Below are 26,091 nucleotides of genomic sequence, written 5' to 3'. Positions count from 1 at the left end.
AGTGTGCCCGAACAGCAGGAATTTAATTATTGACTGAACACTCATTCATTATTTATCATAAAGATAATCTTATACAGATTCGGGGGTAGGGGATCGCGGTCTTTATCAGTAAAAAGGGGGAATTGGAATGAGCGGCTTTCTCATCGCAAATGCATTATTATTTCTGATTGTAACCGCTTACGCTGTCTATTTGTTTGTTTACTTGGTCAAAACGAGACTGGCCTACATCAAGCTCGGCCAGAAAGAACAATTTGATCAACGGTTCAAGGAACGGCTTCACGCCATATGGGTGAATGTATTCGGACAGAAAAAACTGCTCAAGGACAAGAAAAGCGGAATCATTCACGTCATGTTTTTCTACGGATTTATATTGGTTCAGTTCGGAGCAATTGACTTTATCATCAAAGGACTGGCTCCCGGCCGGAATCTGCCGCTTGGCCCGGTCTATCCCGCCTTCACCTTTTTTCAGGAAATTGTTACGTTTCTCATTTTAATTGCTGTTGGGTGGGCATTCTACAGACGTTATATCGAAAAGCTCGTGAGGCTGAAACGCGGTTTCAAAGCCGGACTCGTTCTCATTTTTATCGGAGGATTAATGCTGACCGTTCTGCTTGGGAACGGGATGAATCTGATTTGGCATGAGCATGGGCTTTCTTGGAGCGAGCCAATTGCCTCAGGTATTGCGTTTATGCTTAGCGGTGTCGGGAAAACAGGCGCGGCGGTGATTTTCTATACCGCATGGTGGATCCATCTCCTATTTTTGCTTAGCTTTTTAGTGTACGTGCCTCAGTCGAAGCATGCCCATTTAATCGCCGGCCCGGCAAACGTCTTTTTCAATCGAATGGAATCTGCCGGAAAACTTGAAAAAATTGATTTTACCGACGAAACGAAAGAAAGCTACGGAGCGGGAAAAATTGAGGATTTCAGACAGTCTCAGCTGCTTGATCTATACGCGTGTGTCGAGTGCGGCCGCTGTACCAATATGTGTCCTGCAACAGGCACCGGAAAAATGCTGTCTCCGATGGACTTGATTTTGCGTCTCAGAGACCATCTCACGGAAAAAGGCGCTGCCGTCACCTCTCGCTCCCCATGGGTGCCCGCAGCAGCGTTTCGGCATACGAGAGGCAATCAGCTGGCTGCGGCGTCAGCGGGCAGCGGATCGCAGGAAGCCGCAGCGGCGCTTGATTACAATCCAAGCTTGATCGGCGACGTCATCACAGAGGAAGAAATTTGGGCATGCACCACTTGCCGGAACTGTGAGGATCAATGCCCGGTCATGAATGAGCACGTGGATAAAATCATCGATCTCCGCCGCTACCTCGTACTGACAGAAGGAAAAATGGACAGTGACGCCCAGCGCGCAATGACAAGTATTGAGCGGCAGGGGAATCCGTGGGGACTCAACCGCAAGGAACGTGAAAATTGGCGTAACGAGGCGCCGGATGCTGAGATTCCGACTGTAAAAGAAATGAAAAAAGAAGGAAAAGAATTTGAGTACCTTTTCTGGGTAGGCTCCATGGGGTCTTACGACAACAGAAGCCAGAAAATCGCAATTTCCTTTGCCAAGCTGCTCAATCACGCGGGCGTGTCCTTCGCGATCCTCGGCAATAAAGAAAAAAATTCAGGAGACACGCCGCGCCGCCTCGGAAATGAATTTTTGTTCCAAGAGCTGGCTGAGAAGAATATTTCTGAATTTGAAAAAAATGATGTCAAAAAAATCGTTACGATCGATCCCCATGCATACAATTTATTTAAAAATGAATATCCGGATTTCGGATTTGAAGGCGAGGTTTATCATCATACAGAAGTGCTGGCCGAGCTTGTGAAAAACGGAAAATTAAAGCCGCAGCACCCGCTTCATGAGACGATTACCTTCCATGATTCGTGCTATTTGGGCCGGTACAATGAAGTCTATGATCCGCCGAGAGAGATTTTGAAAGCCATTCCGGGCGTGCAGCTTGTTGAAATGGAGAGAAACCGGGAAACCGGCATGTGCTGCGGAGCCGGCGGGGGATTAATGTGGATGGAGGAAGAAACAGGCAACAGGATTAACGTCGCCAGGACAGAGCAAGCGCTCGCAGTCAACCCATCGGTGATCAGTTCCGGCTGTCCGTACTGTCTCACAATGCTTGGGGACGGCACAAAGGCGAAGGAAGCTGAAGACCAAGTCAAAACGTACGACATAGTCGAGCTTCTGGCTCAATCCGTTTTAGGCGCTGATCTGAAAATGGGGGAGAAGCAATGAATTTTTCATTATCAGAAGAACATGAGATGATACGAAAATTGGTGCGCGATTTTGCGAAGCATGAGGTGGCCCCGACAGCGGCAGAACGGGACGAACAAGAACGCTTCGATCGCGAGCTGTTTCGGGAAATGGCAAATCTGGGGCTGACGGGAATTCCATGGCCTGAAGATTACGGCGGAATCGGAAGTGACTATTTGGCCTACGTCATCGCGGTGGAGGAGCTGTCAAAAGTGTGCGCATCCACCGGAGTGACGCTTTCCGCCCATATCTCTCTTTGCAGCTGGCCGCTGTTTGCCTTTGGGACGGAGGAACAGAAGACAGAGTACTTAACACAGCTGGCCCTCGGAGAGAAAATCGGCGCATTCGCTTTGACCGAAGCACGGTCTGGCTCTGACGCCGGCAGCATGAAAACAACAGCTGAACGAATCGGCGATGACTATGTGTTGAATGGTTCCAAAGTGTTTATCACAAACGGCGGCGTTGCTGATATTTACATTGTTTTTGCTGTCACCGATCCCGAGAAAAAGAAAAAAGGCATTACCGCTTTTATAGTAGAAAAGGATTTTGAAGGATTTTTTACAGGCAAGAAAGAAAAGAAGCTGGGCATCCGTTCTTCACCGACAACGGAAATCATGTTCGAAGATTGTGTAGTGCCCGTATCAAAGCGTCTCGGAGAAGAAGGAGAAGGCTTCAAAATCGCGATGAAGACGCTTGACGGAGGCAGAAACGGCATAGCTGCAAAAGCCGTAGGCATCGCCCAAGGAGCGCTTGATGCGGCGCTTCAATATGCAAAAGAGCGAAAGCAATTCGGAAAATCGATTGGCGAGCAGCAGGGCATCGCTTTTAAACTCGCGGATATGGCGACAATGATAGAAGCTTCAAGGCTATTGACCTATCAGGCTGCGTGGTTAGAATCATCGGGTCTTCCATATGGAAAAGCTTCCGCCATGTCCAAACTGATGGCTGGAGATACGGCGATGAAGGTAACGACCGAAGCAGTGCAGATTTTCGGCGGCTACGGCTATACAAAAGATTATCCGGTAGAACGCTATATGCGTGATGCAAAAATCACGCAAATCTATGAAGGCACCCAAGAAATTCAAAGACTGGTCATCTCCAGAATGCTCGCGGATTAACGGAAAACATCTCTCAGTCGGATCACTCTTGTAAAATTATTTAAATTAACGCTGTTAAGGGTAGCATATTCTGTTTTATTTTGTTTATAATGAGAGGTATGGTTTGTATAAGAACGATACAAAATCGCTTTCATTATTGATAAAACAGATACATATAAGTAATAGAAAGGGAGTGTCCGACCTTGGGTATCAAACAATATTCACAGGAAGAGCTAAAGGAAATGGCTTTAGTTGAAATCGCTCACGAATTATTTGAAGAACATAAAAAACCAGTTCCTTTTCAGGAGCTTTTAAATGAAATCGCATCTTTGCTCGGCGTGAAAAAAGAAGAGCTTGGAGACCGCATCGCTCAATTTTATACAGATTTAAACATTGACGGCCGCTTCCTGGCGCTTTCTGACCAGACGTGGGGGCTTCGCAGCTGGTATCCGTATGATCAGCTTGATGAAGAAACTCAGCCGACAGTCAAGGCGAAAAAGAAAAAAGCGAAGAAAGCAGTCGAAGAAGATCTTGATCTTGACGAGTTTGAAGAGATCGACGAAGACGACCTTGATTTGGATGAAGTTGAGGAAGAACTCGATCTTGAAGCCGACGATTTTGACGATGAAGATCTTGACGAAGACGACGACGATCTTGAGATCGAAGAAGATATTGTTGATGAAGATGATGAAGACTATGATGATGAAGAAGAGGAAATTAAATAGTATCAGATTTCATCTTCAAAACGATCTTGACTTTCATAGTCGAACTATGTAGTATGTATTTTGGGCTCTTCAAAAACGAAGAGAGAACATAGTACGTTATGCTCCCTTTCAAGAAATTGAAAGGGAGCTTTCTTATTTTCACCCCTCATTTTTCTTATAAATCATTTAAAAGGCTAAATGATTTTTTATAAAATAGTACATTTTAAAAATGTAGCTAAGAGCGAAGAGAGGAGCAAACGAAATGACGAAATATATTTTTGTAACCGGGGGAGTTGTATCCTCACTTGGAAAGGGTATTGTAGCAGCTTCATTAGGGCGTTTGCTGAAAAACCGCGGACTGAACGTGACGATTCAGAAATTCGATCCATACATCAACGTTGACCCGGGAACAATGAGCCCGTACCAGCACGGTGAAGTATTCGTAACGGATGACGGCGCTGAAACAGACTTGGACCTTGGTCACTATGAGCGTTTTATCGACATTAACCTGAATAAATTCAGCAACGTGACAACAGGTAAAATCTATTCAACAGTTCTTAAAAAAGAACGCCGCGGGGATTACCTTGGCGGAACCGTACAGGTCATTCCGCACATCACAAACGAATTGAAAGACCGTGTTTACCGCGCAGGGAAAGAGACAAACGCAGATGTTGTCATTACAGAAATCGGCGGTACTGTCGGAGACATCGAATCACTGCCATTCCTTGAAGCGATCCGCCAAATGAAGAGCGATATCGGCCGTGAAAACGTAATGTACATCCACTGTACGCTCGTACCTTACATTAAAGCTGCTGGCGAATTAAAAACAAAACCGACACAGCACAGCGTAAAAGAATTGCGCAGCTTGGGCATTCAGCCAAACATCATCGTCGTTCGTACAGAAATGCCGATTTCTCAAGATATGAAAGATAAAATCGCGCTTTTCTGCGACATCGATACAAAAGCGGTTATTGAATGTGAAGATGCGGACAACCTTTACTCCATTCCGCTGGAGCTTCAAAAACAAGGGCTTGATAAGCTTGTTTGCGAGCACATGAAATTGGCATGCAAAGAAGCGGAAATGTCCGAGTGGAAAGAGCTTGTTAACAAAGTCAGCAACCTGTCTCAAACGATTACAATCGGCCTTGTCGGCAAATACGTTGAGCTTCCTGACGCATACATTTCTGTTGTCGAGTCTCTCCGCCATGCGGGCTATGCGTTTGACACAGATGTAAAAGTGAAGTGGATCAACGCGGAAGAAGTGACAGAAAACAATATCGCAGAACTCACAAGCGGAACAGACGGCATCATTGTGCCGGGCGGATTCGGAGACCGCGGTGTTGAAGGAAAAATCGTCGCGACAAAATACGCGCGCGAAAACAACATTCCGTTCTTGGGCATTTGCTTGGGCATGCAGGTGGCGTCTATTGAATACGCACGAAACGTATTGGGCTTAAAAGGCGCTCACTCAGCGGAAATTGATCCGTCAACTCAATACCCGATCATTGATCTTCTTCCTGAACAAAAGGATGTTGAGGATCTTGGGGGAACGCTTCGTCTCGGCCTTTACCCTTGTAAGCTTGAAGAAGGCACGAAAGCCTTTGAAGTGTATCAGGATGAAGTGGTGTACGAGCGCCACCGCCACCGCTATGAGTTTAACAATGAATTCAGACAGCAAATGGAAGAGCAAGGCTTCGTATTCTCAGGCACAAGCCCTGATGGACGCCTTGTTGAAATCATCGAGCTGAAAGACCACCCTTGGTTCGTGGCTTCTCAGTTCCACCCAGAGTTCAAGTCAAGACCGACAAGACCTCAGCCTCTATTCAAAGGCTTTATCGGAGCGTCTGTCGAAGCTGCAAATCAGAAGTAATAAAAAAGACTTGCCGTTTGTCAAAAGCGGGCAAGTCTTTTTTATTTGTTTCCGGCAAGTTCCAGCATGTACAATAAGATATTATGCATACTCTTGCAGAATTTCTTTTAGTGTAAACGATAAAGCGTGATAGACATACAGTGCAGTCATTAAAGAGGGAAACCCGTAACGGGTGCCTTCTTCATCAGGAACAAGCGGCATTTTTAATTTAGAATCAATATGCACATCACAATACTGTTCTATTCCCGCACTGTCTTTGGCTGCGGGCGATACGCATACGACTCCCGCACCTTTTTCATAAAGCTCTTTTGCGAGGGCCTGTTCTTCGGCTGTGCCCGTCCCTGAGCAAAACATCAGCACCCTGTCGCTTTCTGTCACTTCCTCAGCGCTTTCTGGAAAGGCTTTGACAGATGGGAAGGGTTCTTTGCTTTCGGTGGCCTCATAAAAGACGCCCTGAAGCTCATTTGCTCCGTATAAATAAATGGAATGCCCGCTGATCACCGCTTGAGCAAGCAGCCGCGCCCCATCTTCAATCGCGTCAGATTCCTTATCCTGAATGCGGGAAAAAATACCTGTTAACTGCGTCGTGAATATTTTCAACATAAGTGAATCCTCCTTTATAACGTACAATATCAGTATACAACAAAAGAGAAAATGCTCAGAAAATGTCGTAAAGTAGACTATTATAATTAAAGGAAATAGGAAAATCAAACAGAATACATACAATACTGCTTACTTTTGACGAAAATCATAATATTGGGGTGTAAAATGATGAATGAAAAAATTTTAATCGTTGATGATCAATACGGCATTCGTATTTTGCTAAATGAAGTGTTCAATAAAGAAGGCTACCAGACGTTTCAGGCTGCGAACGGCCTGCAGGCGCTTGACATTGTGACAAAAGAACGGCCCGACCTTGTGCTTTTGGACATGAAAATTCCCGGCATGGACGGAATCGAAATCTTAAAACGGATGAAGGTCATTGACGAAAACATCCGGGTCATTATCATGACGGCATACGGAGAGCTCGACATGATCCAGGAATCGAAGGAATTGGGCGCCCTGACGCACTTTGCAAAGCCGTTTGACATCGACGAAATCAGAGACGCCGTCAAAAAATATCTGCCCCTGAAGTCTAACTGACAAAAAGAAGAAACAAATGAATCATGTCATTATGTTGCCGATTTGTCGAAAAGTTGGTATCCTAGTTATGGAGAAAAAGCGATCTGAGTATTTACATATGACAGCAATATATGGGTCATGCTAGGGTGGAAAGCTTTTTTCGCTAGAAGACAATCAGGCTACATAAGGAGGACATTCGACATGCCTTTAGTTTCTATGACGGAAATGTTGAATACAGCTAAAGAAAAAGGGTACGCTGTAGGACAATTTAACTTAAACAACCTTGAGTTTACTCAAGCGATTTTACAAGCAGCTGAAGAAGAAAAATCTCCAGTGATCCTTGGTGTTTCCGAAGGTGCGGGACGCTACATGGGCGGCTTCAAAACAGTCGTTGCTATGGTAAAAGCACTTATGGAAGAGTACAAAGTGACAGTTCCTGTTGCGATTCACTTAGACCATGGTTCAAGCTTTGAATCTTGTGCGAAAGCGATTCATGCAGGTTTCACATCTGTAATGATCGACGCTTCTCACCATCCATTTGAAGAAAACGTAGCAACAACTGCTAAAGTTGTTGAGCTTGCTCATTTCCACGGAGTATCTGTAGAAGCTGAGCTTGGAACAGTAGGCGGACAAGAAGATGACGTTATCGCTGAAGGCGTAATCTACGCTGATCCTAAAGAGTGCCAAGAGCTTGTTGAGCGCACTGGCATCGACTGCCTTGCACCTGCATTAGGTTCTGTTCACGGCCCTTACAAAGGTGAGCCAAACCTTGGCTTCAAAGAAATGGAAGAGATCGGAAAATCAACTGGTCTTCCGCTAGTTCTTCACGGCGGTACTGGAATTCCGACTGCTGACATCAAAAAATCAATTTCACTTGGTACAGCTAAAATCAACGTGAATACTGAAAACCAAATTTCTTCTGCAAAAGCTGTTCGCGAAACATTGGCAGCTAAGCCTGACGAGTACGATCCACGTAAATACCTTGGACCAGCTCGTGAAGCGATCAAAGAAACAGTTATCGGTAAAATGCGTGAATTTGGTTCTTCAAACCAAGCTTAATTCAATTGGAACTTTTTATAGCCGCCTGACAGCTTGACAGGCGGTTTTCCGTCTATCTTTAGAAAGCGCAATCATATTCGCAGTTCAGAAAATTTCTTAATCAGGGAGGCTTTTTGAAAATGTTATTCTTTGTTGATACAGCCAATATCGATGAAATTAGAGAAGCGAATGAATTAGGAATTCTCGCCGGTGTAACGACGAATCCTAGTTTAGTAGCAAAGGAAGCTAACGTATCATTCCACGACCGTCTTCGCGAGATCACAGACGTCGTGAAAGGGTCTGTAAGCGCAGAGGTTATTTCTTTGAAAGCTGAGGAAATGATCGAGGAAGGAAAAGAACTGGCGAAGATCGCTCCGAACATTACGGTGAAAATCCCAATGACGTCTGACGGTTTAAAAGCGGTAAGAGCACTTACTGACTTAGGCATCAAAACAAACGTTACATTGATCTTCAATGCCAACCAGGCGCTTCTTGCTGCCAGAGCGGGGGCAACATATGTATCTCCATTCCTGGGACGTTTAGATGACATCGGCCACAACGGGCTTGACCTGATTTCAGAAGTTAAACAGATTTTTGATATTCACGGCCTTGACACGCAAATCATTGCAGCGTCAATCCGCCATCCGCAGCACGTGACAGAAGCTGCTCTTAGAGGGGCTCATATCGGCACAATGCCGCTGAAAGTCATTCATGCGCTCACTAAACACCCGTTAACAGACAAAGGAATCGAACAATTCCTGGCAGACTGGAACAAATAATGAAAGGGGCGGCAAACAGCTTTATGCCTGTTTGCCGCGGCCTTTGTATTTCACCGACCTGATACAGCGGATCTTCAGATGCTGACGCCGCTTTACAGAGAAGGAATCATTGGGCTGCAGAAGCTGATATCGGAATGAAGGGTATGCGTACTGCTTTTGCCGGATGACGACGATGTCTCTCGAGCCGGCGGGTCTCTGTGCATCTTTTGAAACCTGTACCCCCCAAAGCTTCGCTATTTTCTTCCTGATATTTTACAATGTGTTGTATTCTTTCTCTTCGAATTGGCTAGATTTTGGACATGAGCTTTATTTGCAGAGACAGAATAAAATGACATTTTATTTAGCTCCGCAGCTATCTTCTTATGGAAGGAGACTATCATGGAAAAGTTGAATATTGCCGGCGGTGACTCGTTAAACGGTACAGTACATATCAGCGGCGCTAAAAACAGCGCTGTTGCGTTAATACCTGCAACCATTTTGGCAAATTCCGAGGTGACAATTGAAGGGCTTCCAGAGATTTCAGATATTGAAACGCTGCGTGACCTGTTAAAGGAAATCGGCGGCAACGTGCATTTTGAGAATGGGGAAATGGTTGTTGACCCTACGTCGATGATCAGCATGCCGCTTCCTAACGGGAAAGTAAAAAAGCTTCGCGCGTCATATTATTTAATGGGGGCGATGCTCGGCCGCTTCAAGCAGGCGGTCATTGGATTGCCTGGCGGCTGTCACTTAGGGCCCCGTCCGATTGATCAGCATATCAAAGGCTTTGAAGCACTCGGAGCTGAAGTAACCAATGAACAAGGCGCCATTTATTTGCGAGCTGAAAGGCTGAGAGGCGCACGGATTTATTTAGATGTCGTAAGCGTTGGGGCAACGATTAACATTATGCTCGCCGCTGTTTTGGCAGAAGGGAAAACGATCATCGAAAACGCTGCCAAGGAGCCTGAGATCATTGACGTCGCGACATTGCTTACCAGCATGGGCGCCAAAATCAAAGGTGCGGGCACCAATGTGATTCGAATCGACGGCGTGAAGGAACTGCACGGCTGCAAGCATACGATCATTCCGGACAGAATTGAGGCCGGGACATTTATGATTGCAGGGGCTGCAATGGGCAAGGAAGTCATTATCGATAACGTCATTCCCACTCATCTAGAGTCGTTAACGGCAAAGCTGAGAGAAATGGGCTATCATATCGAAACAAGCGACGACCAGCTTCTCATTGTCGGCGGGCAGAAGAACTTAAAGCCGGTTGACGTCAAAACCCTCGTATACCCGGGGTTTCCGACTGATTTACAGCAGCCGATGACGGCGCTCCTGACAAGGGCGAAAGGGACGAGTGTCGTCACAGACACCATCTACTCGGCAAGATTCAAGCACATTGATGAGCTGAGACGAATGGGTGCCAATATGAAAGTAGAAGGCAGATCTGCCATCATCACAGGTCCTGTCGAGCTTCAAGGCGCAAAAGTGAAGGCAAGTGATCTGCGTGCCGGAGCCTGCTTGGTGGTAGCCGGACTGATGGCTGATGGCGTCACGGAAATTACGGGACTGGAGCATATTGACCGCGGATACAGCAGCCTTGAGAAGAAGCTTGAGGGGCTTGGAGCGACAATTTGGCGTGAAAGAATGACTGACGAAGAAATAGAACAGCTTCAAAATTCATAATGGTTTCTTGTGAGAGGAGATCGTGTTGAAATGGAAAGAAGTTTATCAATGGAATTGGTACGTGTGACAGAAGCTGCGGCATTGGCATCAGCAAGATGGATGGGCCGGGGAAAAAAAGATGAGGCTGATGAAGCGGCAACAAGTGCAATGAGAGACGTTTTTGATACAGTGCCGATGAAAGGGACCGTTGTAATCGGTGAAGGGGAAATGGACGAAGCGCCAATGCTGTATATCGGGGAAAAACTCGGAAACGGGTACGGCCCTCGCGTTGATGTCGCAGTTGACCCTCTTGAAGGCACAAACATCTTAGCAAGCGGCGGCTGGAACGCGCTGACGGTTATCGCGGTCGCAGACCATGGCACGCTTCTGAATGCTCCTGACATGTATATGCAAAAAATCGCAGTCGGTCCGGAAGCGGTGGGCTGCATTGACATCGAAGCACCTGTCATTGACAACCTTAAAGCGGTGGCAAAAGCGAAAAACAAGGACGTTGAGGACGTCGTTGCCACAATTTTAAACCGTGAAAGACACGCAAAAATCATTTCCGAGCTTCGTGAGGCCGGCGCCAGAATCAAATTGATCAATGACGGCGATGTCGCAGGCGCCATCAACACGGCTTTCGACCACACGGGCGTTGATATCCTGTTCGGATCAGGCGGCGCTCCTGAGGGTGTGCTTTCCGCTGTTGCGCTAAAAGCACTCGGCGGAGAAATCATTGGTAAACTTCTTCCGCAAAGCGAAGAAGAAATCACTCGCTGTCACAAAATGGGCCTTGATTTAAGCAAAGTCCTTCGCATGGAAGACCTTGTGAAGGGTGATGACGCGATTTTTGCAGCTACAGGGGTTACTGACGGCGAGCTGTTAAAAGGAGTTCAATTCAAAGGCTCTGTCGGTACAACTGAAAGCTTAGTTATCCGTGCAAAATCGGGCACTGTTCGTTTCGTTGACGGCAGACATAGCTTGAAAAAGAAACCAAATCTTGTAATCCGTCCATAACGTACAGAAAAAGCGGGTGTGAGCCCGCTTTAACTTTTGCAGAAAAGCGTCAACTCTATCAATTCCGTGTCAAAACCTTATTTCAGTTGAATAATTTTTTGAAATAAGGTAAAAATAAAGAGTGCTGCGAATTTTACTGCGTAATACCTTCTTTTAAGCACTAGGAAAGTTTCAATTTCTACCGCATACAGACGATATAAGTATTGATCTTCTCATGTTTTTGTCCTCGCTTCCTTCAAAACTCATTAAGACAATCCTTTTAACAAAAGCGCCGATCATGGGTGGAAGTGTTACCGATAGAAGTTCCTTTATGTTAAAAAAAGAATGTGCTTTGGCGGATGTTGTGCAAAAGCAGCAGATGACATGTTCAGAGTAAGATATTGACTATGAAAAGCGTGGTGTTTTTATGAAAGACGTATCTATTTCCTCTTTGGAAAATATGAAATTGAAAGAGCTTTATGAACTTGCAAGACATTATAAAATCTCCTATTACAGCAAACTGACAAAAAAAGAACTCATTTTCGCCATTCTGAAAGCGAATGCAGAACAGGAAGATCTGCTGTTTATGGAAGGCGTTCTCGAGATCATCCAGTCTGAAGGTTTCGGATTCCTGAGACCGATCAACTACTCTCCAAGCTCAGAAGACATTTACATCTCAGCTTCACAAATCCGCCGTTTCGATTTGCGGAACGGAGACAAAGTATCTGGCAAGGTTCGCCCGCCAAAAGAAAATGAGCGTTACTATGGACTTTTGCACGTTGAAGCAGTAAATGGGGATGATCCCGAATCTGCAAAAGAGCGTGTGCATTTCCCGGCTCTTACGCCACTTTACCCGGATCGTCAAATGGTGCTTGAAACAAAGCCGAACTTCTTGTCTACAAGAATTATGGACATGATGGCGCCGGTTGGATTTGGGCAGCGCGGATTGATTGTTGCGCCGCCAAAAGCCGGAAAAACGATGCTGCTGAAGGAAATTGCCAACAGCATTACAGCGAACCAGCCTGAAGCAGAGCTGATCGTGCTTTTAATTGACGAAAGACCTGAGGAAGTAACCGATATCGAGCGCTCTGTAGCTGGGGATGTCGTCAGCTCAACGTTTGATGAAGTGCCGGAAAACCATATCAAAGTGGCCGAGCTTGTGCTTGAACGTGCAATGCGTCTCGTGGAACACAAAAAAGACGTCATTATCCTGATGGACAGCATCACACGGCTTGCCCGCGCCTACAACTTAGTGATTCCGCCAAGCGGAAGAACGCTTTCCGGGGGGATTGACCCAGCGGCGTTCCACCGTCCGAAACGCTTCTTCGGGGCTGCGAGAAATATCGAAGAGGGCGGCAGCTTAACCATCCTTGCTACGGCTCTGGTCGATACAGGTTCACGTATGGATGATGTCATTTATGAAGAATTCAAGGGAACAGGCAACATGGAGCTCCATCTTGACCGCTCTCTTGCCGAGCGCCGCATCTTCCCTGCCATCGATATCCGCCGTTCAGGAACGCGCAAAGAAGAGCTGCTTGTGCCTAAAGAGCATCTTGATCGTTTATGGTCTATCCGCAAAACGATGTCTGATTCACCTGATTTCGCAGAAAAGTTCATGAGAAAAATGAAAAAAACCAAAACAAACCAGGAATTTTTCGATATTCTCAATCAAGAATGGAAACAGGCAAATCTATCATCTGCAAGAAGGTAAATTGTATTTGCAAAAGAAGTAAATCACTGATATAATTTTCTCATATGCGTTTCGGACAATGCTCCGAAATAATAACTCTGTTTCCACACGGGATTCAGGGCGGAAGGAGATGGATACAATGAAAGCAGGAATTCATCCTAATTTCAAAAAAGCAACAGTTAAATGCGCTTGCGGAAATGAATTTGAAACAGGCTCAGTAAAAGAAGAGGTACGCGTTGAGATTTGCTCTGAATGCCACCCATTCTACACTGGCCGTCAAAAATTCGCTTCTGCTGATGGTCGTGTTGATCGCTTTAACAAAAAATACGGTCTTAAGTAATAATAGATTTCTCAACAGGCAAGCAGCAGTCTTGCCTGTTTTTTATATTGTCTAAAACACAGCTGGCAGAGAGAGGGGAGCGAAGCCTATGTACATAATGAAACAAAGCGGGTGGCTTGAGCTGATTTGCGGCAGCATGTTCTCGGGGAAATCTGAAGAGCTGATCAGAAGAGTGAAGAGAGCGACTTACGCCAAGCAGGAAGTCAGGGTATTTAAGCCTGTAATTGATAACCGATACAGCGAAGCTGCTGTTGTCTCCCATAATGGAACATCGATGACGAGCTATGCCATTTCGTCTGCTGCGGACATTTGGGATCACATCAGTGAAAGTACAGATGTGGTTGCGGTTGATGAAGTGCAGTTTTTTGATCAGGAAATTGTTGAGGTTTTATCATCTCTTGCCGATAAAGGCTACCGTGTGATAGCAGCAGGCCTTGATATGGATTTTAGGGGAGAGCCGTTCGGTGTCGTCCCGAATATCATGGCGATTGCGGAAAGTGTGACAAAGCTGCAAGCCGTCTGTTCTGTTTGCGGATCACCGGCGAGCAGAACACAGCGCCTCATTGACGGCAAACCTGCTTCTTACGATGATCCGGTCATTTTGGTTGGTGCATCTGAATCGTATGAAGCAAGATGCAGACATCATCACGAAGTCCCAGGAAAATCTAAAAAATAGTCCAAAACATGGGTATAAAGATAGAATGCACCGGCTAAAAACACCGGTGTTTTTTTTATATTCTGATAATATTTAATTAAAAAATTTAAATAAGTATATTAAAAAATTAAGTAATTTTCTTCCCTTGAATTTTGATTTTGACAGGCATACAATAGCTTACGTAATGTAAATAGTTTTGAGACATTGTTCGAATAATTGTCACAAAGTCGCATAAAGATCATGATCGGTCATATTTTAGATGGGTTATTACTTAACTTGGTTAACTATTTCAAGAAAGAAGGAGATTTGCTTGAATAACATAAAAAAAACGAAAGAAGGCCACTTAGAAACAACTCTTAGAGGAAAAGAAGTTTTATCTATTCCTACTTTAAATAAAGGCGTTGCTTTTTCACTAGAAGAAAGACAAGAACTCGGCTTAGAAGGGCTTCTGCCGCCAACTGTACTTTCTCTTGATCAACAAGCACAACGCGCGTACGAGCAATTCCAAGCGCAGCCTGACCGCCTTCGTCAAAATGTTTACTTAAGTGATCTTGCAAACCGTAACGAAGTTCTTTTCTATAAATTGCTGAAAAACCATCTTCGCGAAATGCTTCCTGTTGTGTACACGCCAACAGTTGGTGAAGCGATTCAGGAATACAGCCATGAATATAGAAGACCTCAAGGAATCTACTTGTCAATCGACAACATTGACGGTATTGAAAAAGCGTTTGAAAACCTTCATGCGACAGCAGGCGATATTGATCTTATCGTTGCTACTGACTCCGAAAGCATTCTCGGTATCGGTGACTGGGGTGTAGGCGGTATTAATATCGCAATCGGTAAATTGGCTGTTTACACTGCTGCAGCTGGTATTGACCCTAGCCGTGTTATCCCGGTTGTGCTTGATGTCGGTACGAATAACGAAAAACTTCTAAACGATCCTTTATATATTGGTAACAAGCATGAACGTGTTCAAGGTGAACGCTACGAAGCTTTCATTGACGCTTATGTAAAAGCTGCATTGAAATTCTTCCCTAAAGCGCTTCTTCACTGGGAAGACCTTGGCAACAAAAATGCACGCAACATCATGAAAAAATACAATCATGAAATCCTGACATTTAATGATGATATTCAAGGTACTGGCGCGATTACACTTGCAGGTGTGCTTGCCGCTATGAAGAAAACCGGCGCTTCTATTAAAGATCAGCGTGTTGTTATCTTCGGTGCTGGTTCTGCTGGTATCGGTATTGCTGACCAAATCCGTGACACAATGGTGCTTGCCGGATTATCTGAAGAAGAAGCTAACAAACGTTTCTACACACTTGATTACAGAGGCTTGCTGACTGAAGACATCGAAGGCATCCTTGATTTCCAAAAACCTTACCTTCGCAATGCGGATGAAGTGAAAGACTGGAAGCGCGATGAAAAAGGTCAAATTCCATTCGATGAAGTGGTTCGTCAAGCGAAACCAACGATCTTGATTGGTACTTCTGGGGTTTCAGGTGCATTCACAGAGGAAATTGTAAAAGAAATGGCATCTCACGTAGACCGTCCGGTTATCATGCCGATGTCTAACCCGACTCACCTTGCTGAAGCTGTTCCTGAAGATCTGTTCAAATGGACTGACGGAAAAGTGCTTATTGCAACAGGAAGCCCATTTGACAATGTAGAATACAACGGTGTTTCTTATGAAATCGGACAATCTAACAACGCATTCGCGTTCCCTGGTCTTGGACTTGGTTCAATTGTAGCTGAAGCGCGTATCATTACACCTGCTATGTTTGCTGCAACTGCTGATGCGATTGCTGAAATGGTTGATCTTGAAACACCTGGAGCAGGATTGCTTCCAAGCATTGATAAGCTTCAAGAGGTTTCTATCCAAGTTGCGATTGCCGTTGCTGAAGCAGCAATTAAAGATGGCGTGGCAAATCGTCAGCCTGAAGATGTGAAACAAGCGGTACTTGATGCAATGTGGACACCTGAATACAAAAAAGTCATCGCGAAATAATTAGCGAGTAAATTTTTCTGTCCGAGGGAAAGCTTTTTGTAAAGCTAAAGTATACGGACATAGGATTTGGAGGAGAATATTTTGAGCATCTTAGATATCTTAATCCTCCTGGCGCCGATCTTCTTTGTTATCGTGCTGGGTTGGTTTGCAGGACATTTTGGAAGTTATGATGCCAAGTCGGCAAAAGGGGTAAGTACGTTAGTAACGAAATACGCACTTCCAGCTCACTTTATCGCTGGTATTTTGACAACTTCCAGAAGTGAATTTTTATCACAAGTACCTTTAATGATTTCTTTAATTATTGGGATTGTTGGTTTCTATATCATCATTCTTTTGGTTTGCAGATTTATTTTCAAGTATGATTTAACGAACTCATCTGTATTTTCTTTGAACTCTGCACAGCCGACATTCGCATTTATGGGTATCCCGGTATTGGGAAGCTTATTCGGAGCGAATGAAGTTGCGATTCCGATCGCGGTCACAGGTATCGTGGTTAACGCGATTCTTGATCCGCTCGCGATCATTATCGCTACTGTTGGTGAGTCTTCTAAGAAAAACGAAGAGAGTGGCGACAGCTTCTGGAAGATGACAGGAAAATCAATCCTGCATGGTCTTTGTGAGCCGCTTGCAGCTGCTCCGTTAATCAGTATGATCTTGGTGCTGGTTTTCAATTTCACTCTTCCTGAGCTGGGTGTTAAAATGCTCGATCAGCTTGGAAGCACAACATCTGGTGTTGCTCTCTTTGCTGTCGGTGTTACCGTTGGTATTCGTAAAATTAAACTCAGTATGCCGGCTATCGGTATTGCGTTACTAAAAGTTGCGGTTCAGCCTGCGTTAATGTTCTTGATTGCTCTTGCTATCGGACTTCCGGCTGACCAAACAACAAAAGCAATCCTTCTTGTTGCATTCCCTGGTTCTGCCGTTGCAGCCATGATTGCGACTCGTTTCGAGAAACAAGAAGAAGAAACTGCAACTGCGTTTGTGGTCAGTGCGATTCTGTCATTGATTTCACTTCCAATCATTATCGCGCTTACTGCGTAACAAAAAAAGCTCCCTTTACGGGAGCTTTTTGCTTTAGGTTTGAAATTTGAACAGTGACAGCAGCGGTTTTTTTCTTGTTTTGGTTTTTTCAGAAGCAGCAGCAGTCTCGGGGATCGGCTGAGCGGTGAATTCTTTCATTTGTGAGGTCAGTGATTGCAGATCTGCAAGAATATCATCGATTTCTCTGCGGTGCTGAAGCAGCTGGTAAGATACACCTTCATCGGCTTTTTGTTTCAGCTGGCGTTCCAGTTCCGACATCCTTGCCATCAATTCGCTTTCGTCCTGCCTTTGCTGTAAAAGGGTGTCCAGCTTTTGTTCAAGCTGCTCGATTCTTCGTTCTGTGTCGCTACTTGTTTTTTGGACAAGGAAGCCTGTGCGCTTTTTAGCGCTTTTCGGCAGATGAATATCCTGAATCGCCGTGCCTTCAGAGATTTGTTTTTGAACGGATTTTAGAACCTTCACGTCTTCTGCCGTGAACGAATAGTGTCCGAGCTCATTGCGTTCGGCCGGAAGATTCAGCTGCTTCACCCACCGCTGCACCGTTTTTGCGGAGACGCCGAGTTCACTTGCTACCATATTTGTATTCATGATCCCATACCTCCTTTTAAGCTAGGTATTCGACCATAGAATGCGGTTCCCTTCCCGTTAGACAAAACAAGAAAAGATTCGGCAAAGAAAGTGGGTATCTCCTTTTTTTCTTCAAAAACTGTTATTGTTCATACAGTTCTAATGGAAGCTGGTCAGGATCAAAAAAGAAGGTGAAACGCTTGCCGGTCAGCGGATCTGTTCTGATTGGCTCTGTTTCGATTCCTTTTTCATGAAGCTCCTGAACCGCCTTATCCAAGCTGACGACTGTAAAGGCGAGGTGACGCAGGCCTGCGGCTTCAGGCCGGGTTTGTCGTTCGGGCGGATCGGGAAACGAGAACAGCTCAATGACATACGAGCCGTTAAGCGACAAATCAAGCTTATAGGAGCCGCGCTCTTCGCGGTACGTTTCTTGAATCACCTGAAAACAAAGCTTATGTACGTAGAAAGCTTTCGACTTTTCGTAATCTGAACATATGATTGCAATATGATGTATGGATTTCAGCAACATCATCCCTCCTCGAATTCCAGTATAGCAGAGGGGGCTTTTCCAGCTGGGATTGAAATGCTTTTGACTGGGGTTAATCACTATACTATAATGAGAATGTTACGCACAGGAAAACAGAGGTGAAGACCGTGTTAGACCGTTTAAAATCAATTGAAGAACGATACGAAAAATTAAATGAGCTTTTGAGCGATCCAGAAGTAGTCAACGATCCGAAAAAGCTAAGAGAATATTCAAAAGAGCAATCTGATATACAAGAAACAGTTGACGTATATAGACAATACAGAGATGCGTCAGAACAGCTGGCTGATGCAAAAGCGATGCTTGAAGAGAAGTTGGACGCTGAGATGCGCGATATGGTGAAGGAAGAGATTTCTGAACTTCAGAAGGAAACGGAAACACTGTCAGAACGGCTGAAAGTGCTCTTGATCCCGAAAGATCCTAATGATGATAAAAACGTTATTATGGAGATCCGCGGAGCCGCGGGAGGCGAGGAAGCCGCTTTATTCGCGGGCAATCTGTACAGAATGTATTCCCGTTATGCTGAGCTTCAGGGCTGGAAAACAGAGGTCATGGAAGCGAATGTAACCGGAACGGGCGGCTACAAAGAGATCATCTTTATGATTACAGGAAGCGGCGCGTATTCTAAACTCAAATATGAAAACGGCGCCCACCGCGTACAGCGTGTTCCGGAAACAGAATCAGGCGGACGCATCCATACATCCACTGCAACAGTGGCATGTCTTCCTGAGGCAGAAGAGGTAGAGGTCGACATCCATGAGAAGGATATCCGTGTCGATACATTTGCTTCAAGCGGACCGGGCGGACAAAGCGTTAACACAACAATGTCTGCGGTTCGTCTGACTCACTTGCCGACAGGTGTTGTTGTATCATGCCAGGATGAAAAATCTCAAATTAAGAACAAAGAAAAAGCAATGAAGGTTCTCCGTGCCAGAATCTATGATAAATTTCAGCAGGAAGCCCAGGCTGAATATGATCAAACACGGAAATCAGCAGTCGGATCTGGTGACCGCTCTGAACGTATCCGCACATACAACTTCCCGCAAAACCGTGTGACGGATCACAGAATCGGTTTGACGATTCAAAAGCTTGATCAGATTCTTGAAGGAAAACTTGACGAAGTGGTTGAAGCGCTGATTGTTGAAGATCAGGCAAGCAAGCTTCAGCAGTCGGAAGGTTAAGATGAAGACGATATTCGAAGCCCTGAAATGGGCTTCTTCTTATTTAACCGAAGCGGGAAGAGAAGAAAATGCTGCCGAGCTCCTATTGCTTTATGATACCGGAATGGAGAGAAGCAAACTGCTCGCAAGCTTACAGGAACCGATTGGTGAAGACGAGCTGTATCGCTTTAAGCGTCACGTTGAGATGCATAAAGAGGGCGTGCCGGTTCAATACATTATAGGAAAAGAGTTTTTTTATGGACGGGAATTTATGGTGAATGATGATGTGCTGATCCCGCGGCCGGAAACTGAAGAAGTTGTCTTTCATTTGCTTGAAAAATATCGGAGTGTCTTTTCTGAAGACGGCAAGCTCGAAGTTGTTGACGTTGGTACAGGGAGCGGCGCAATAGCCGTCACGCTTGCGCTTGAAAACCAAAACTTTTCTGTGTCGGCGGTCGATATTTCGAAAGAGGCGCTGCAAGTCGCCTCTGCCAATGCAGAAAAACTCGGAGCAAATGTGCGCTTTTATCAGGGCGATCTGCTTGAGCCTTTTATTAAGGCGGGAAAAAAAGCGGATATCATTGTCTCAAACCCGCCATATATTTCAGAGGAAGAAATGGCTGATCTATCGGAAATTGTCCGTTTTCATGAGCCGCTGCACGCGCTCACCGATGGCGGAGATGGGCTGAAATTTTATAAGCGGTTTATGGAAGACATTCCGCTTGTCATGAAGGATAAAGTATTTGTCGTTTTTGAAATCGGGTGGAAACAGGGAGCGGCGGTCAAAGACCTGATCCTCAAGGCGTTTAAGGGGGCGGAAGTGGAAGTGCTGAAAGATATTAATGGAAAAGACAGAACCATATGCGCTCTGATTCATAAAAATAAATAAGCAGCTTGCTGGCGAGTGAATGGATCAAGCTGTTTAACACCAGCAAAGGGGATGTAAACATGAAAAAGGCCCTGACAGCAGGAATCCTGCTCATTGCGATTGAGAGCATGATTGGCACCATTTTTCCGCAGGCTCTTTCATATGAAGCGATTTTTGGCGTTGCGTCTCTCGTTTTAGTGGGGCTCGCGATCATTACATCGGGTTTGGCTGTAAGCGGAAGCGATCAGCGGGCAAACTACCATTCAGAAACCAAAGAAGGCCGTACATCTCGCATGAAAATGGCGGCCGCTTTCTTTGTTGCGGCGATACCTTCCATTCTATGTTATTTACTGACGATTTTGTTTTAATAAAAAAGGAAGCCTCTTAGGCTTCCTTTTTTTGCAGTAAAACAGAATCCCATATCCAATAGATAAGAGCTGTTAATACAGCGAAAAGATAAAAGGCTGTATTTTGAAACAGAGATTGTCCCGAAGGCTGAAGCACGCCGAAAATGATCGCGTTGGCAATAAAAGCAGCGGCAAGGTAATACAGCAGATACAAAGGGCTGAAACGTTTCGGCTTTTTATTCATCATGATTTGAAGCGGCAGTGCGAAGATCAAATAAGGAAACAGAAAATAAAATGCCATTGTGATGAGAGCGGCAATGATAAATGAATGAATATAAATTACTGAATAAAGAACGGACATCGTGAATGCTGATAACAGCACTGTATAATTGTATTTCATCTTAAACCTCCTAAAACACTATCGTACCATAAATAAGATTAACAGCTTGCTAGATTTTTTTCACCCTGCACGTTTATCCCAGGCTCTCCTTGTCCATAATAGGGCTAGAAACAAAGCACGGAGAGGAACGGTGGGGACCGATGAAAAAAACAGTAATCATTTGTATATATATCTTTCTTTTATTATCCGGAGCGCTCGTAGGGCTGGCAAAAGAAGAGACGGCACAAAAATCGGAAAATCAGCCGGTGGTCATACCTGATCAGGCGATTCGTTTGAGAATACTGGCAAACAGCGATAGTGATCAAGACCAGCAATTAAAACGTCATATAAGAGACGCGGTGAATAAAGAAATCACAACTTGGGTAAAGGATATTACTTCTATTGAAGAAGCGCGTCGCGTGATTCGTTCAAAGCTGCCTGAAATCAAAGCAATTGCAAAGGAAACAATGGAGAAAGAAGGAGCGAATCAGTCGATATCCGTTGATTTTGACAAAATCTCGTTTCCGACAAAGCTTTACGGCAACATGGTATATCCTGCTGGTGAGTATGAAGCGATTTTGATTACGCTTGGAAACGGAGACGGCGCCAACTGGTGGTGTGTGCTGTTCCCGCCCCTCTGCTTTCTTGATTTTTCTAACGGGGAAGCCGTCAAAGAACAAGAAGATAAAGAAGCCTCAAAAAAGCAGACTGAAAAAGTGCTTGAGGACGTAACCGCTAAAGCGGAAAAAGCCAAAAAAGAAGAGAACGAAGAAAAAGAAGACGGCACAGAAGTGAAATTCTTTTTAGTCGAATGGATTTCCGACCTTTTTTCCTAATCATCTGGTCTAAAAATAGATTTGCCTCATAGATTGGAAGAAAGAACGCAAAAACGGGGTGAACGGATGTTTTATCAACTGCGGGTGGCAAGGGAAAAAGACGGAGATGTGCTCGAGGCATTTTTAAAACAGGCGAAAACCAGCTATGAAGGTGTGAAAGAAGGCTTCACTCAATTTCTTATGCTGGAGGACAGTGAGAAAAACATTGCCGGATGCCTCGGTATTGAAAAAATAAGCTGTGACCAGGGGCTGCTGCGATCACTTGTCATATCGGACAAGCTTCACCAAGGCCATATCGTCACGCTTTTTCAAAGCATGGAGGTGCTGTGCGAAAAGCATCAGATCAAAACCGTGTACCTAGTAGCAAATCAGCATTCCTCTGCGGATTTTCTGACGGCCATGGGTTTTGAAAGAGCTGAGAGTGTACCGGAGGAGCTGTTTTCTTCTGATCACTTCTGTGAATCGCGGCAAACAGAAGGAGCCGTTTTGATGAAAAAAGCGTCTGGATAAGTGCAGTTTATACACATACTTATCCACTTCTTTATTAGCGTTGTCCACAATTTGTGGATAACGCTTGTTTTATTACAGGACATCTTTTATACTTTCAAAAGGATTACACGCGTAAAACAATCGTTTTATTGTTGTGAATAAGGAGTTTGGTCAGAAATGAAAACGAAAAGATGGTTTGTGGATGTAACTGACGAGTTATCCACAAATGATCCACAAATTACACAAGCAGCCGCTTTGCTCCGAGAAAATGAGGTCGTTGCCTTTCCGACAGAAACAGTATATGGCCTAGGCGCAAACGCAAAAAGTACGGATGCCGTCAAAAAAATATATGAGGCGAAAGGGCGGCCGAGCGATAATCCCCTGATTGTCCACATTGCGGATATCAGCCAGCTTGAGGATTTAACGGGCCCAGCGCCGGAAAGGGCGAAAACATTGATGAAACGGTTTTGGCCGGGAGCACTTACGCTCATTCTGCCTTGCAAACCTGGTGCGCTTTCACCTCGTGTAACGGCAGGTCTTGAAACGGTTGCCATTAGAATGCCGGATCATCCGCTTGCTCTTGCATTGATTCGCGAATCGGGACTGCCGATTGCAGCACCGAGCGCCAATCTATCAGGCAAGCCAAGTCCCACAAAAGCGGAGCATGTGGCACACGACTTGGATGGCCGCATAGCCGGTATTATGGATGGAGGCCCTACCGGAATCGGGGTCGAATCAACCGTGCTTTCATGTGCGGACGACATCCCTGTTCTCCTGCGTCCGGGCGGCATTACGAAGGAACAAATTGAAGCGGTGATCGGGCCGATCCATGTGGATAAAGGGCTCAGCGACCAAAACGAGAAGCCGATTTCTCCAGGGATGAAATATACACATTATGCGCCGACAGCGCCTCTTGCCATTTGCGAAGGCAGCCCAGAGCGCATTCAGCACCTCATTCAAGAATATCAACAGGGTGGAAGACGGGTCGGTGTCCTGACGACAGAAGAAAAAGCGGGCGTTTATTCCGCTGATTATGTGAAGAGCTGCGGAAGACGGGCTCAGCTTGAGACTGTTGCGGCAGGGCTGTATGATGCTTTGCGCAGCTTTGATGAGAATAAGGTGGATTTCATTATAGCGGAATCCTTTCCGGATACAGGTGTCGGTCTTGCTATTATGAACAGGCTGATGAAAGCCGCCGGAGGAAGAGTGATTCGCTGAAAGCAGTCAGATGTTCTAACCCTTTTTGGACACGCATAGGCTAAAAAAGCGGGGCGTGTCCAAGGGGGTTATTTATGTATGTCGGATTTGTTTATAGGCGAACTGATTACATTAAGCATCATGGCGTTTGCTTTAGGGATGGATGCTTTTTCTGTCGGCCTTGGAATGGGCATGGTCAAACTTAGAAAGAAGCAGATATTCTATATTGGTTTCATCATCGGCCTCTTTCACGTCATCATGCCTCTCGCAGGGATGGCGGCCGGTAACATGCTGTCAGGGCTCCTCGGCGTGTTAGCGGTTTATATCGGTGGGGCGCTGCTTTTTGTTCTTGGGGTTCAAATGCTTATGGCCTCTTTTAAACAGTCAGAAGAACGATTCATGTCACCGGCAGGGCCGGGCTTATTGCTGTTTGCCATCGGCGTCAGCCTTGACAGCTTTTCCGTCGGCTTGAGCTTGGGGATATACGGCTCGCATCCGCTCCTCACAATTACCCTGTTCGGGCTGTTCAGCATGATGTTGACATGGCTGGGCCTGCTGGTCGGAAAACAAGTGCAGTCATGGCTTGGCACATACAGCGAAGCGCTCGGGGGCATCATATTAATCGTGTTTGGATTAAAGCTGCTTTTGCCAATTTAATATACCAATAAAAGAAACGAAGTCGCCGTTTCTTTTTTCTTCATATATAATAGAGAAAAATAAGGGGTGACTGACATGGATATTATTTTTGTCTGTACTGGAAATACGTGCCGCAGCCCAATGGCTGAGGCGCTTTTTAAATCAATTGCAGAAATGGAAGGGCTGAATGTCAATGTCCGCTCGGCAGGTGTGTTTGCTTCACCTAATGGGAAAGCGACGCCTCATGCAGTCGAAGCGCTGTTTGAAAAACATATTGCCCTTAATCATGTGTCTTCTCCATTAACTGAAGAACATATGGAGTCGGCTGATTTGGTTCTGGCTATGACCCATCAGCACAAGCAGATCATTGCCAGCCAATTTGGACGTTATCGTGATAAAGTGTTTACGTTAAAAGAATATGTCACAGGCAGCCATGGTGATGTCATCGATCCGTTCGGCGGCTCAATTGACATCTATAAACAAACGCGAGATGAGCTTGAAGAGCTTCTTCGGCAGCTGGCAAAACAGCTGAAAAAAGACCGCAGATAAGTTGTCAGAAAATCTGTAAACAGGTCATTTGCAAATCCTGCGTGAAGGAGTAGAATATAGTGAAAAGCACATCATATGGTGTGAATCAAAGAGCGGACAGGCTGCGCGGTCAATAAAGCGGGCGGGCCGCATCACACACGCTGGGAGGAAAAGCAGATGAAAGTAGCCATTGCATCGGATCATGGCGGCGTTCACATTCGAAATGAAATCAAAGAGTTAATGGACGAATTGCAAATTGAATATATTGATATGGGCTGTGACTGCGGCAGCGGCTCTGTCGATTATCCGGATTATGCTTTTCCGGTGGCCGAAAAAGTGATTAGCGGCGAAGTTGACAGAGGCATTTTAATTTGCGGGACAGGCATCGGCATGAGCATTTCCGCTAATAAAGTAAAAGGGATTCGCTGCGCGCTGGCGCACGATACCTTCAGCGCGAAGGCGACGAGGGAGCATAATAACACAAACATCCTTGCGATGGGTGAACGGGTGATCGGACCTGGTTTGGCTCGGGAAATCGCAAAAATCTGGCTGACTACTGAGTTTACCGGGGGAAGACACCAAACGCGTATTGGGAAAATCTCAGATTATGAAGAGAAAAACCTGTAGGGGTGCTGTTTAATGAATGAGTTGAAACAAACGTGGAAGACGATGCTGTCTGAGTTTCAGGACCAAGCGGAATTGAAACAAGATCAGCTCTTCGTCCTTGGATGCAGCACGAGCGAAGTGGCCGGCAGCCGGATCGGCACATCGGGCAGTGTAGATATCGCTGAAAGCATCTACAGCGGACTTGCTGAGCTCCGGGAAAAAACGGGAATCCATCTGGCGTTTCAATGCTGCGAGCATTTAAACAGAGCGCTTGTCGTCGAAGCAGAAACAGCCAAGCTGTTCAGGCTTCCAACCGTTTCTGCCGTGCCCGTTCCAAAAGCGGGCGGAGCGATGGCGTCTTATGCGTTTAAGCAGATGAAGTCTCCTGTTCTTGTTGAAGCCATTCAGGCTGACGCCGGAATTGATATAGGCGATACGTTTATCGGCATGCATCTGAAGCCGGTGGCTGTCCCTGTGCGTGTCTCTCAAAACAGCCTCGGTTCAGCTCATGTGACATTGGCGCGTACACGGCCGAAACTAATCGGCGGAGTGCGGGCGGTTTATGAGTGCGAATGAAAGGACTGCATAGCCAGTCTTTTCTTTTATTTTAAGACAGTGAAATAAATTCCGAACTTTAAATTAAATTTAAGTTATTAATATTCGTTTTTACCAATAAAAATTTAG

29 protein-coding genes are annotated in these 26,091 nt (G+C 45.4%); 25 read left to right on the top strand and 4 right to left on the bottom strand.

Translation table 11 applies throughout. The annotated features are described in order from the left end of the window. The first annotated feature begins 127 nt into the window (after positions 1 to 127). The 4 genes from QF06_RS16995 (at position 128) to pyrG (ending at position 5,934) form a co-directional block, all read left to right on the top strand. On the top strand, positions 128 to 2,245 hold the full coding sequence (locus QF06_RS16995; RefSeq protein ID WP_041850421.1) for a heterodisulfide reductase-related iron-sulfur binding cluster: 2,118 nt from the start codon (positions 128 to 130) through the stop codon (positions 2,243 to 2,245). Continuing rightward, positions 2,242 to 3,381, top strand: a complete 1,140-nt coding sequence (gene acdA, locus QF06_RS16990) for an acyl-CoA dehydrogenase AcdA (protein ID WP_043940219.1) — start codon at positions 2,242 to 2,244, stop codon at positions 3,379 to 3,381. The genes QF06_RS16995 and acdA overlap by 4 nt, the downstream gene beginning before the upstream one ends. Positions 3,382 to 3,563: 182 nt before the next feature. Next, positions 3,564 to 4,085, top strand: a complete 522-nt coding sequence (rpoE, locus tag QF06_RS16985; protein ID WP_014665742.1) for a DNA-directed RNA polymerase subunit delta — start codon at positions 3,564 to 3,566, stop codon at positions 4,083 to 4,085. A 241-nt stretch (positions 4,086 to 4,326) separates the two neighbouring features. Then, the gene (pyrG, locus tag QF06_RS16980) at positions 4,327 to 5,934 is read left to right on the top strand and encodes a glutamine hydrolyzing CTP synthase (RefSeq protein WP_003227612.1); all 1,608 of its coding nucleotides are present in this window, start codon (positions 4,327 to 4,329) and stop codon (positions 5,932 to 5,934) included. 81 nt (positions 5,935 to 6,015) lie between these two features. On the opposite strand, the gene QF06_RS16975 is transcribed toward pyrG, so the two are convergent. Next, positions 6,016 to 6,537 (bottom strand): DUF2529 domain-containing protein, encoded by a 522-nt coding sequence (locus QF06_RS16975; RefSeq protein ID WP_041850423.1) that lies wholly within the window; start codon positions 6,535 to 6,537, stop codon positions 6,016 to 6,018. A gap of 165 nt (positions 6,538 to 6,702) precedes the next feature. Between QF06_RS16975 and spo0F the strand changes: the two genes are divergently transcribed. From spo0F to QF06_RS16925, 11 genes are all read left to right on the top strand, one after another. Further along, positions 6,703 to 7,077, top strand: a complete 375-nt coding sequence (gene spo0F / locus QF06_RS16970; protein ID WP_003227621.1) for a sporulation initiation phosphotransferase Spo0F — start codon at positions 6,703 to 6,705, stop codon at positions 7,075 to 7,077. Positions 7,078 to 7,257: 180 nt separating this feature from the next. After that, complete coding sequence (locus QF06_RS16965) at positions 7,258 to 8,115, top strand: class II fructose-bisphosphate aldolase (RefSeq protein ID WP_003243339.1); 858 nt, start codon at positions 7,258 to 7,260, stop codon at positions 8,113 to 8,115. 119 nt (positions 8,116 to 8,234) lie between these two features. Continuing rightward, positions 8,235 to 8,873: a fructose-6-phosphate aldolase gene (gene fsa / locus QF06_RS16960; RefSeq protein WP_003227626.1), complete on the top strand. Its 639-nt coding sequence runs from the start codon at positions 8,235 to 8,237 to the stop codon at positions 8,871 to 8,873. A gap of 378 nt (positions 8,874 to 9,251) precedes the next feature. Then, positions 9,252 to 10,541: a UDP-N-acetylglucosamine 1-carboxyvinyltransferase gene (locus QF06_RS16955; protein WP_003227628.1), complete on the top strand. Its 1,290-nt coding sequence runs from the start codon at positions 9,252 to 9,254 to the stop codon at positions 10,539 to 10,541. A 30-nt stretch (positions 10,542 to 10,571) separates the two neighbouring features. Further along, positions 10,572 to 11,537 carry a class II fructose-bisphosphatase gene (gene glpX / locus QF06_RS16950; protein ID WP_003242962.1) on the top strand — a complete coding sequence of 322 codons (966 nt, stop codon included), beginning with the start codon at positions 10,572 to 10,574 and terminating at the stop codon, positions 11,535 to 11,537. Positions 11,538 to 11,751: 214 nt separating this feature from the next. Beyond that, positions 11,752 to 11,913: a hypothetical protein gene (locus QF06_RS21935; protein ID WP_003227632.1), complete on the top strand. Its 162-nt coding sequence runs from the start codon at positions 11,752 to 11,754 to the stop codon at positions 11,911 to 11,913. A gap of 30 nt (positions 11,914 to 11,943) precedes the next feature. Further along, positions 11,944 to 13,227 (top strand): transcription termination factor Rho, encoded by a 1,284-nt coding sequence (rho, locus tag QF06_RS16945; RefSeq protein WP_003221939.1) that lies wholly within the window; start codon positions 11,944 to 11,946, stop codon positions 13,225 to 13,227. 118 nt (positions 13,228 to 13,345) lie between these two features. Then, on the top strand, positions 13,346 to 13,546 hold the full coding sequence (gene rpmE, locus QF06_RS16940; protein ID WP_003151132.1) for a 50S ribosomal protein L31: 201 nt from the start codon (positions 13,346 to 13,348) through the stop codon (positions 13,544 to 13,546). Between the two features lie 88 nt (positions 13,547 to 13,634). Further along, entirely contained in the window at positions 13,635 to 14,222 is a 588-nt protein-coding gene (locus QF06_RS16935) for a thymidine kinase (protein ID WP_024572668.1), read from the top strand. A gap of 289 nt (positions 14,223 to 14,511) precedes the next feature. Further along, positions 14,512 to 16,209: an oxaloacetate-decarboxylating malate dehydrogenase gene (gene malS / locus QF06_RS16930; protein WP_003244309.1), complete on the top strand. Its 1,698-nt coding sequence runs from the start codon at positions 14,512 to 14,514 to the stop codon at positions 16,207 to 16,209. An 81-nt stretch (positions 16,210 to 16,290) separates the two neighbouring features. Further along, entirely contained in the window at positions 16,291 to 17,250 is a 960-nt protein-coding gene (locus tag QF06_RS16925; protein WP_003242497.1) for an AEC family transporter, read from the top strand. Between the two features lie 33 nt (positions 17,251 to 17,283). Here QF06_RS16925 and racA read toward each other — a convergent pair whose 3' ends face one another. Further along, on the bottom strand, positions 17,284 to 17,838 hold the full coding sequence (gene racA, locus QF06_RS16920; protein WP_015251007.1) for a chromosome-anchoring protein RacA: 555 nt from the start codon (positions 17,836 to 17,838) through the stop codon (positions 17,284 to 17,286). Between the two features lie 121 nt (positions 17,839 to 17,959). Continuing rightward, positions 17,960 to 18,346, bottom strand: a complete 387-nt coding sequence (gloA2, locus tag QF06_RS16915; protein WP_082044609.1) for an SMU1112c/YaeR family gloxylase I-like metalloprotein — start codon at positions 18,344 to 18,346, stop codon at positions 17,960 to 17,962. Positions 18,347 to 18,471: 125 nt separating this feature from the next. On the opposite strand from gloA2, the gene prfA reads away from it, so the two are divergent. From prfA to QF06_RS16900, 3 genes are read left to right on the top strand one after another with little or no spacing between them, the layout of a single operon-like run. Further along, entirely contained in the window at positions 18,472 to 19,542 is a 1,071-nt protein-coding gene (gene prfA / locus QF06_RS16910) for a peptide chain release factor 1 (protein WP_003227645.1), read from the top strand. Between the two features lies 1 nt (position 19,543). Next, positions 19,544 to 20,410 carry a peptide chain release factor N(5)-glutamine methyltransferase gene (gene prmC / locus QF06_RS16905; protein ID WP_041850424.1) on the top strand — a complete coding sequence of 289 codons (867 nt, stop codon included), beginning with the start codon at positions 19,544 to 19,546 and terminating at the stop codon, positions 20,408 to 20,410. A gap of 59 nt (positions 20,411 to 20,469) precedes the next feature. Beyond that, positions 20,470 to 20,757, top strand: a complete 288-nt coding sequence (locus tag QF06_RS16900; RefSeq protein WP_003244050.1) for a DUF5316 family protein — start codon at positions 20,470 to 20,472, stop codon at positions 20,755 to 20,757. A gap of 16 nt (positions 20,758 to 20,773) precedes the next feature. Here the strand turns inward: QF06_RS16900 and QF06_RS16895 are convergent, their stop codons facing one another. Continuing rightward, positions 20,774 to 21,136 (bottom strand): UPF0715 family protein, encoded by a 363-nt coding sequence (locus QF06_RS16895; RefSeq protein WP_014478265.1) that lies wholly within the window; start codon positions 21,134 to 21,136, stop codon positions 20,774 to 20,776. A 140-nt stretch (positions 21,137 to 21,276) separates the two neighbouring features. Here QF06_RS16895 and spoIIR point away from each other — a divergent pair, with 140 nt between their 5' ends. From spoIIR to QF06_RS16860, 7 genes are all read left to right on the top strand, one after another. Further along, positions 21,277 to 21,951: a stage II sporulation protein R gene (gene spoIIR, locus QF06_RS16890; protein WP_003227654.1), complete on the top strand. Its 675-nt coding sequence runs from the start codon at positions 21,277 to 21,279 to the stop codon at positions 21,949 to 21,951. Between the two features lie 66 nt (positions 21,952 to 22,017). Beyond that, positions 22,018 to 22,461, top strand: coding sequence for a GNAT family N-acetyltransferase (locus tag QF06_RS16885; protein ID WP_003244265.1), 444 nt, complete (start codon positions 22,018 to 22,020; stop codon positions 22,459 to 22,461). 156 nt (positions 22,462 to 22,617) lie between these two features. Beyond that, positions 22,618 to 23,658, top strand: coding sequence for an L-threonylcarbamoyladenylate synthase (locus QF06_RS16880; protein WP_043940218.1), 1,041 nt, complete (start codon positions 22,618 to 22,620; stop codon positions 23,656 to 23,658). A gap of 78 nt (positions 23,659 to 23,736) precedes the next feature. Next, positions 23,737 to 24,294, top strand: coding sequence for a manganese efflux pump MntP (locus tag QF06_RS16875; protein ID WP_003227661.1), 558 nt, complete (start codon positions 23,737 to 23,739; stop codon positions 24,292 to 24,294). Between the two features lie 75 nt (positions 24,295 to 24,369). Next, positions 24,370 to 24,822, top strand: coding sequence for a protein arginine phosphatase PrpB (prpB, locus tag QF06_RS16870; RefSeq protein ID WP_015384897.1), 453 nt, complete (start codon positions 24,370 to 24,372; stop codon positions 24,820 to 24,822). A 156-nt stretch (positions 24,823 to 24,978) separates the two neighbouring features. Beyond that, the gene (gene rpiB / locus QF06_RS16865; RefSeq protein ID WP_043940217.1) at positions 24,979 to 25,428 is read left to right on the top strand and encodes a ribose 5-phosphate isomerase B; all 450 of its coding nucleotides are present in this window, start codon (positions 24,979 to 24,981) and stop codon (positions 25,426 to 25,428) included. Positions 25,429 to 25,440: 12 nt separating this feature from the next. After that, on the top strand, positions 25,441 to 25,983 hold the full coding sequence (locus QF06_RS16860; protein ID WP_029318713.1) for a TIGR01440 family protein: 543 nt from the start codon (positions 25,441 to 25,443) through the stop codon (positions 25,981 to 25,983). Positions 25,984 to 26,091: the final 108 nt, after the last annotated feature.

Origin of the sequence: Bacillus sp. YP1, from assembly GCF_000877815.1 — a bacterium.
In the GTDB taxonomy this organism is placed as follows: domain Bacteria; phylum Bacillota; class Bacilli; order Bacillales; family Bacillaceae; genus Bacillus; species Bacillus subtilis.
The sequence above is the reverse complement of the archived record's forward strand: the minus strand, read 5'-3'. Positions and strand labels throughout refer to the sequence as shown.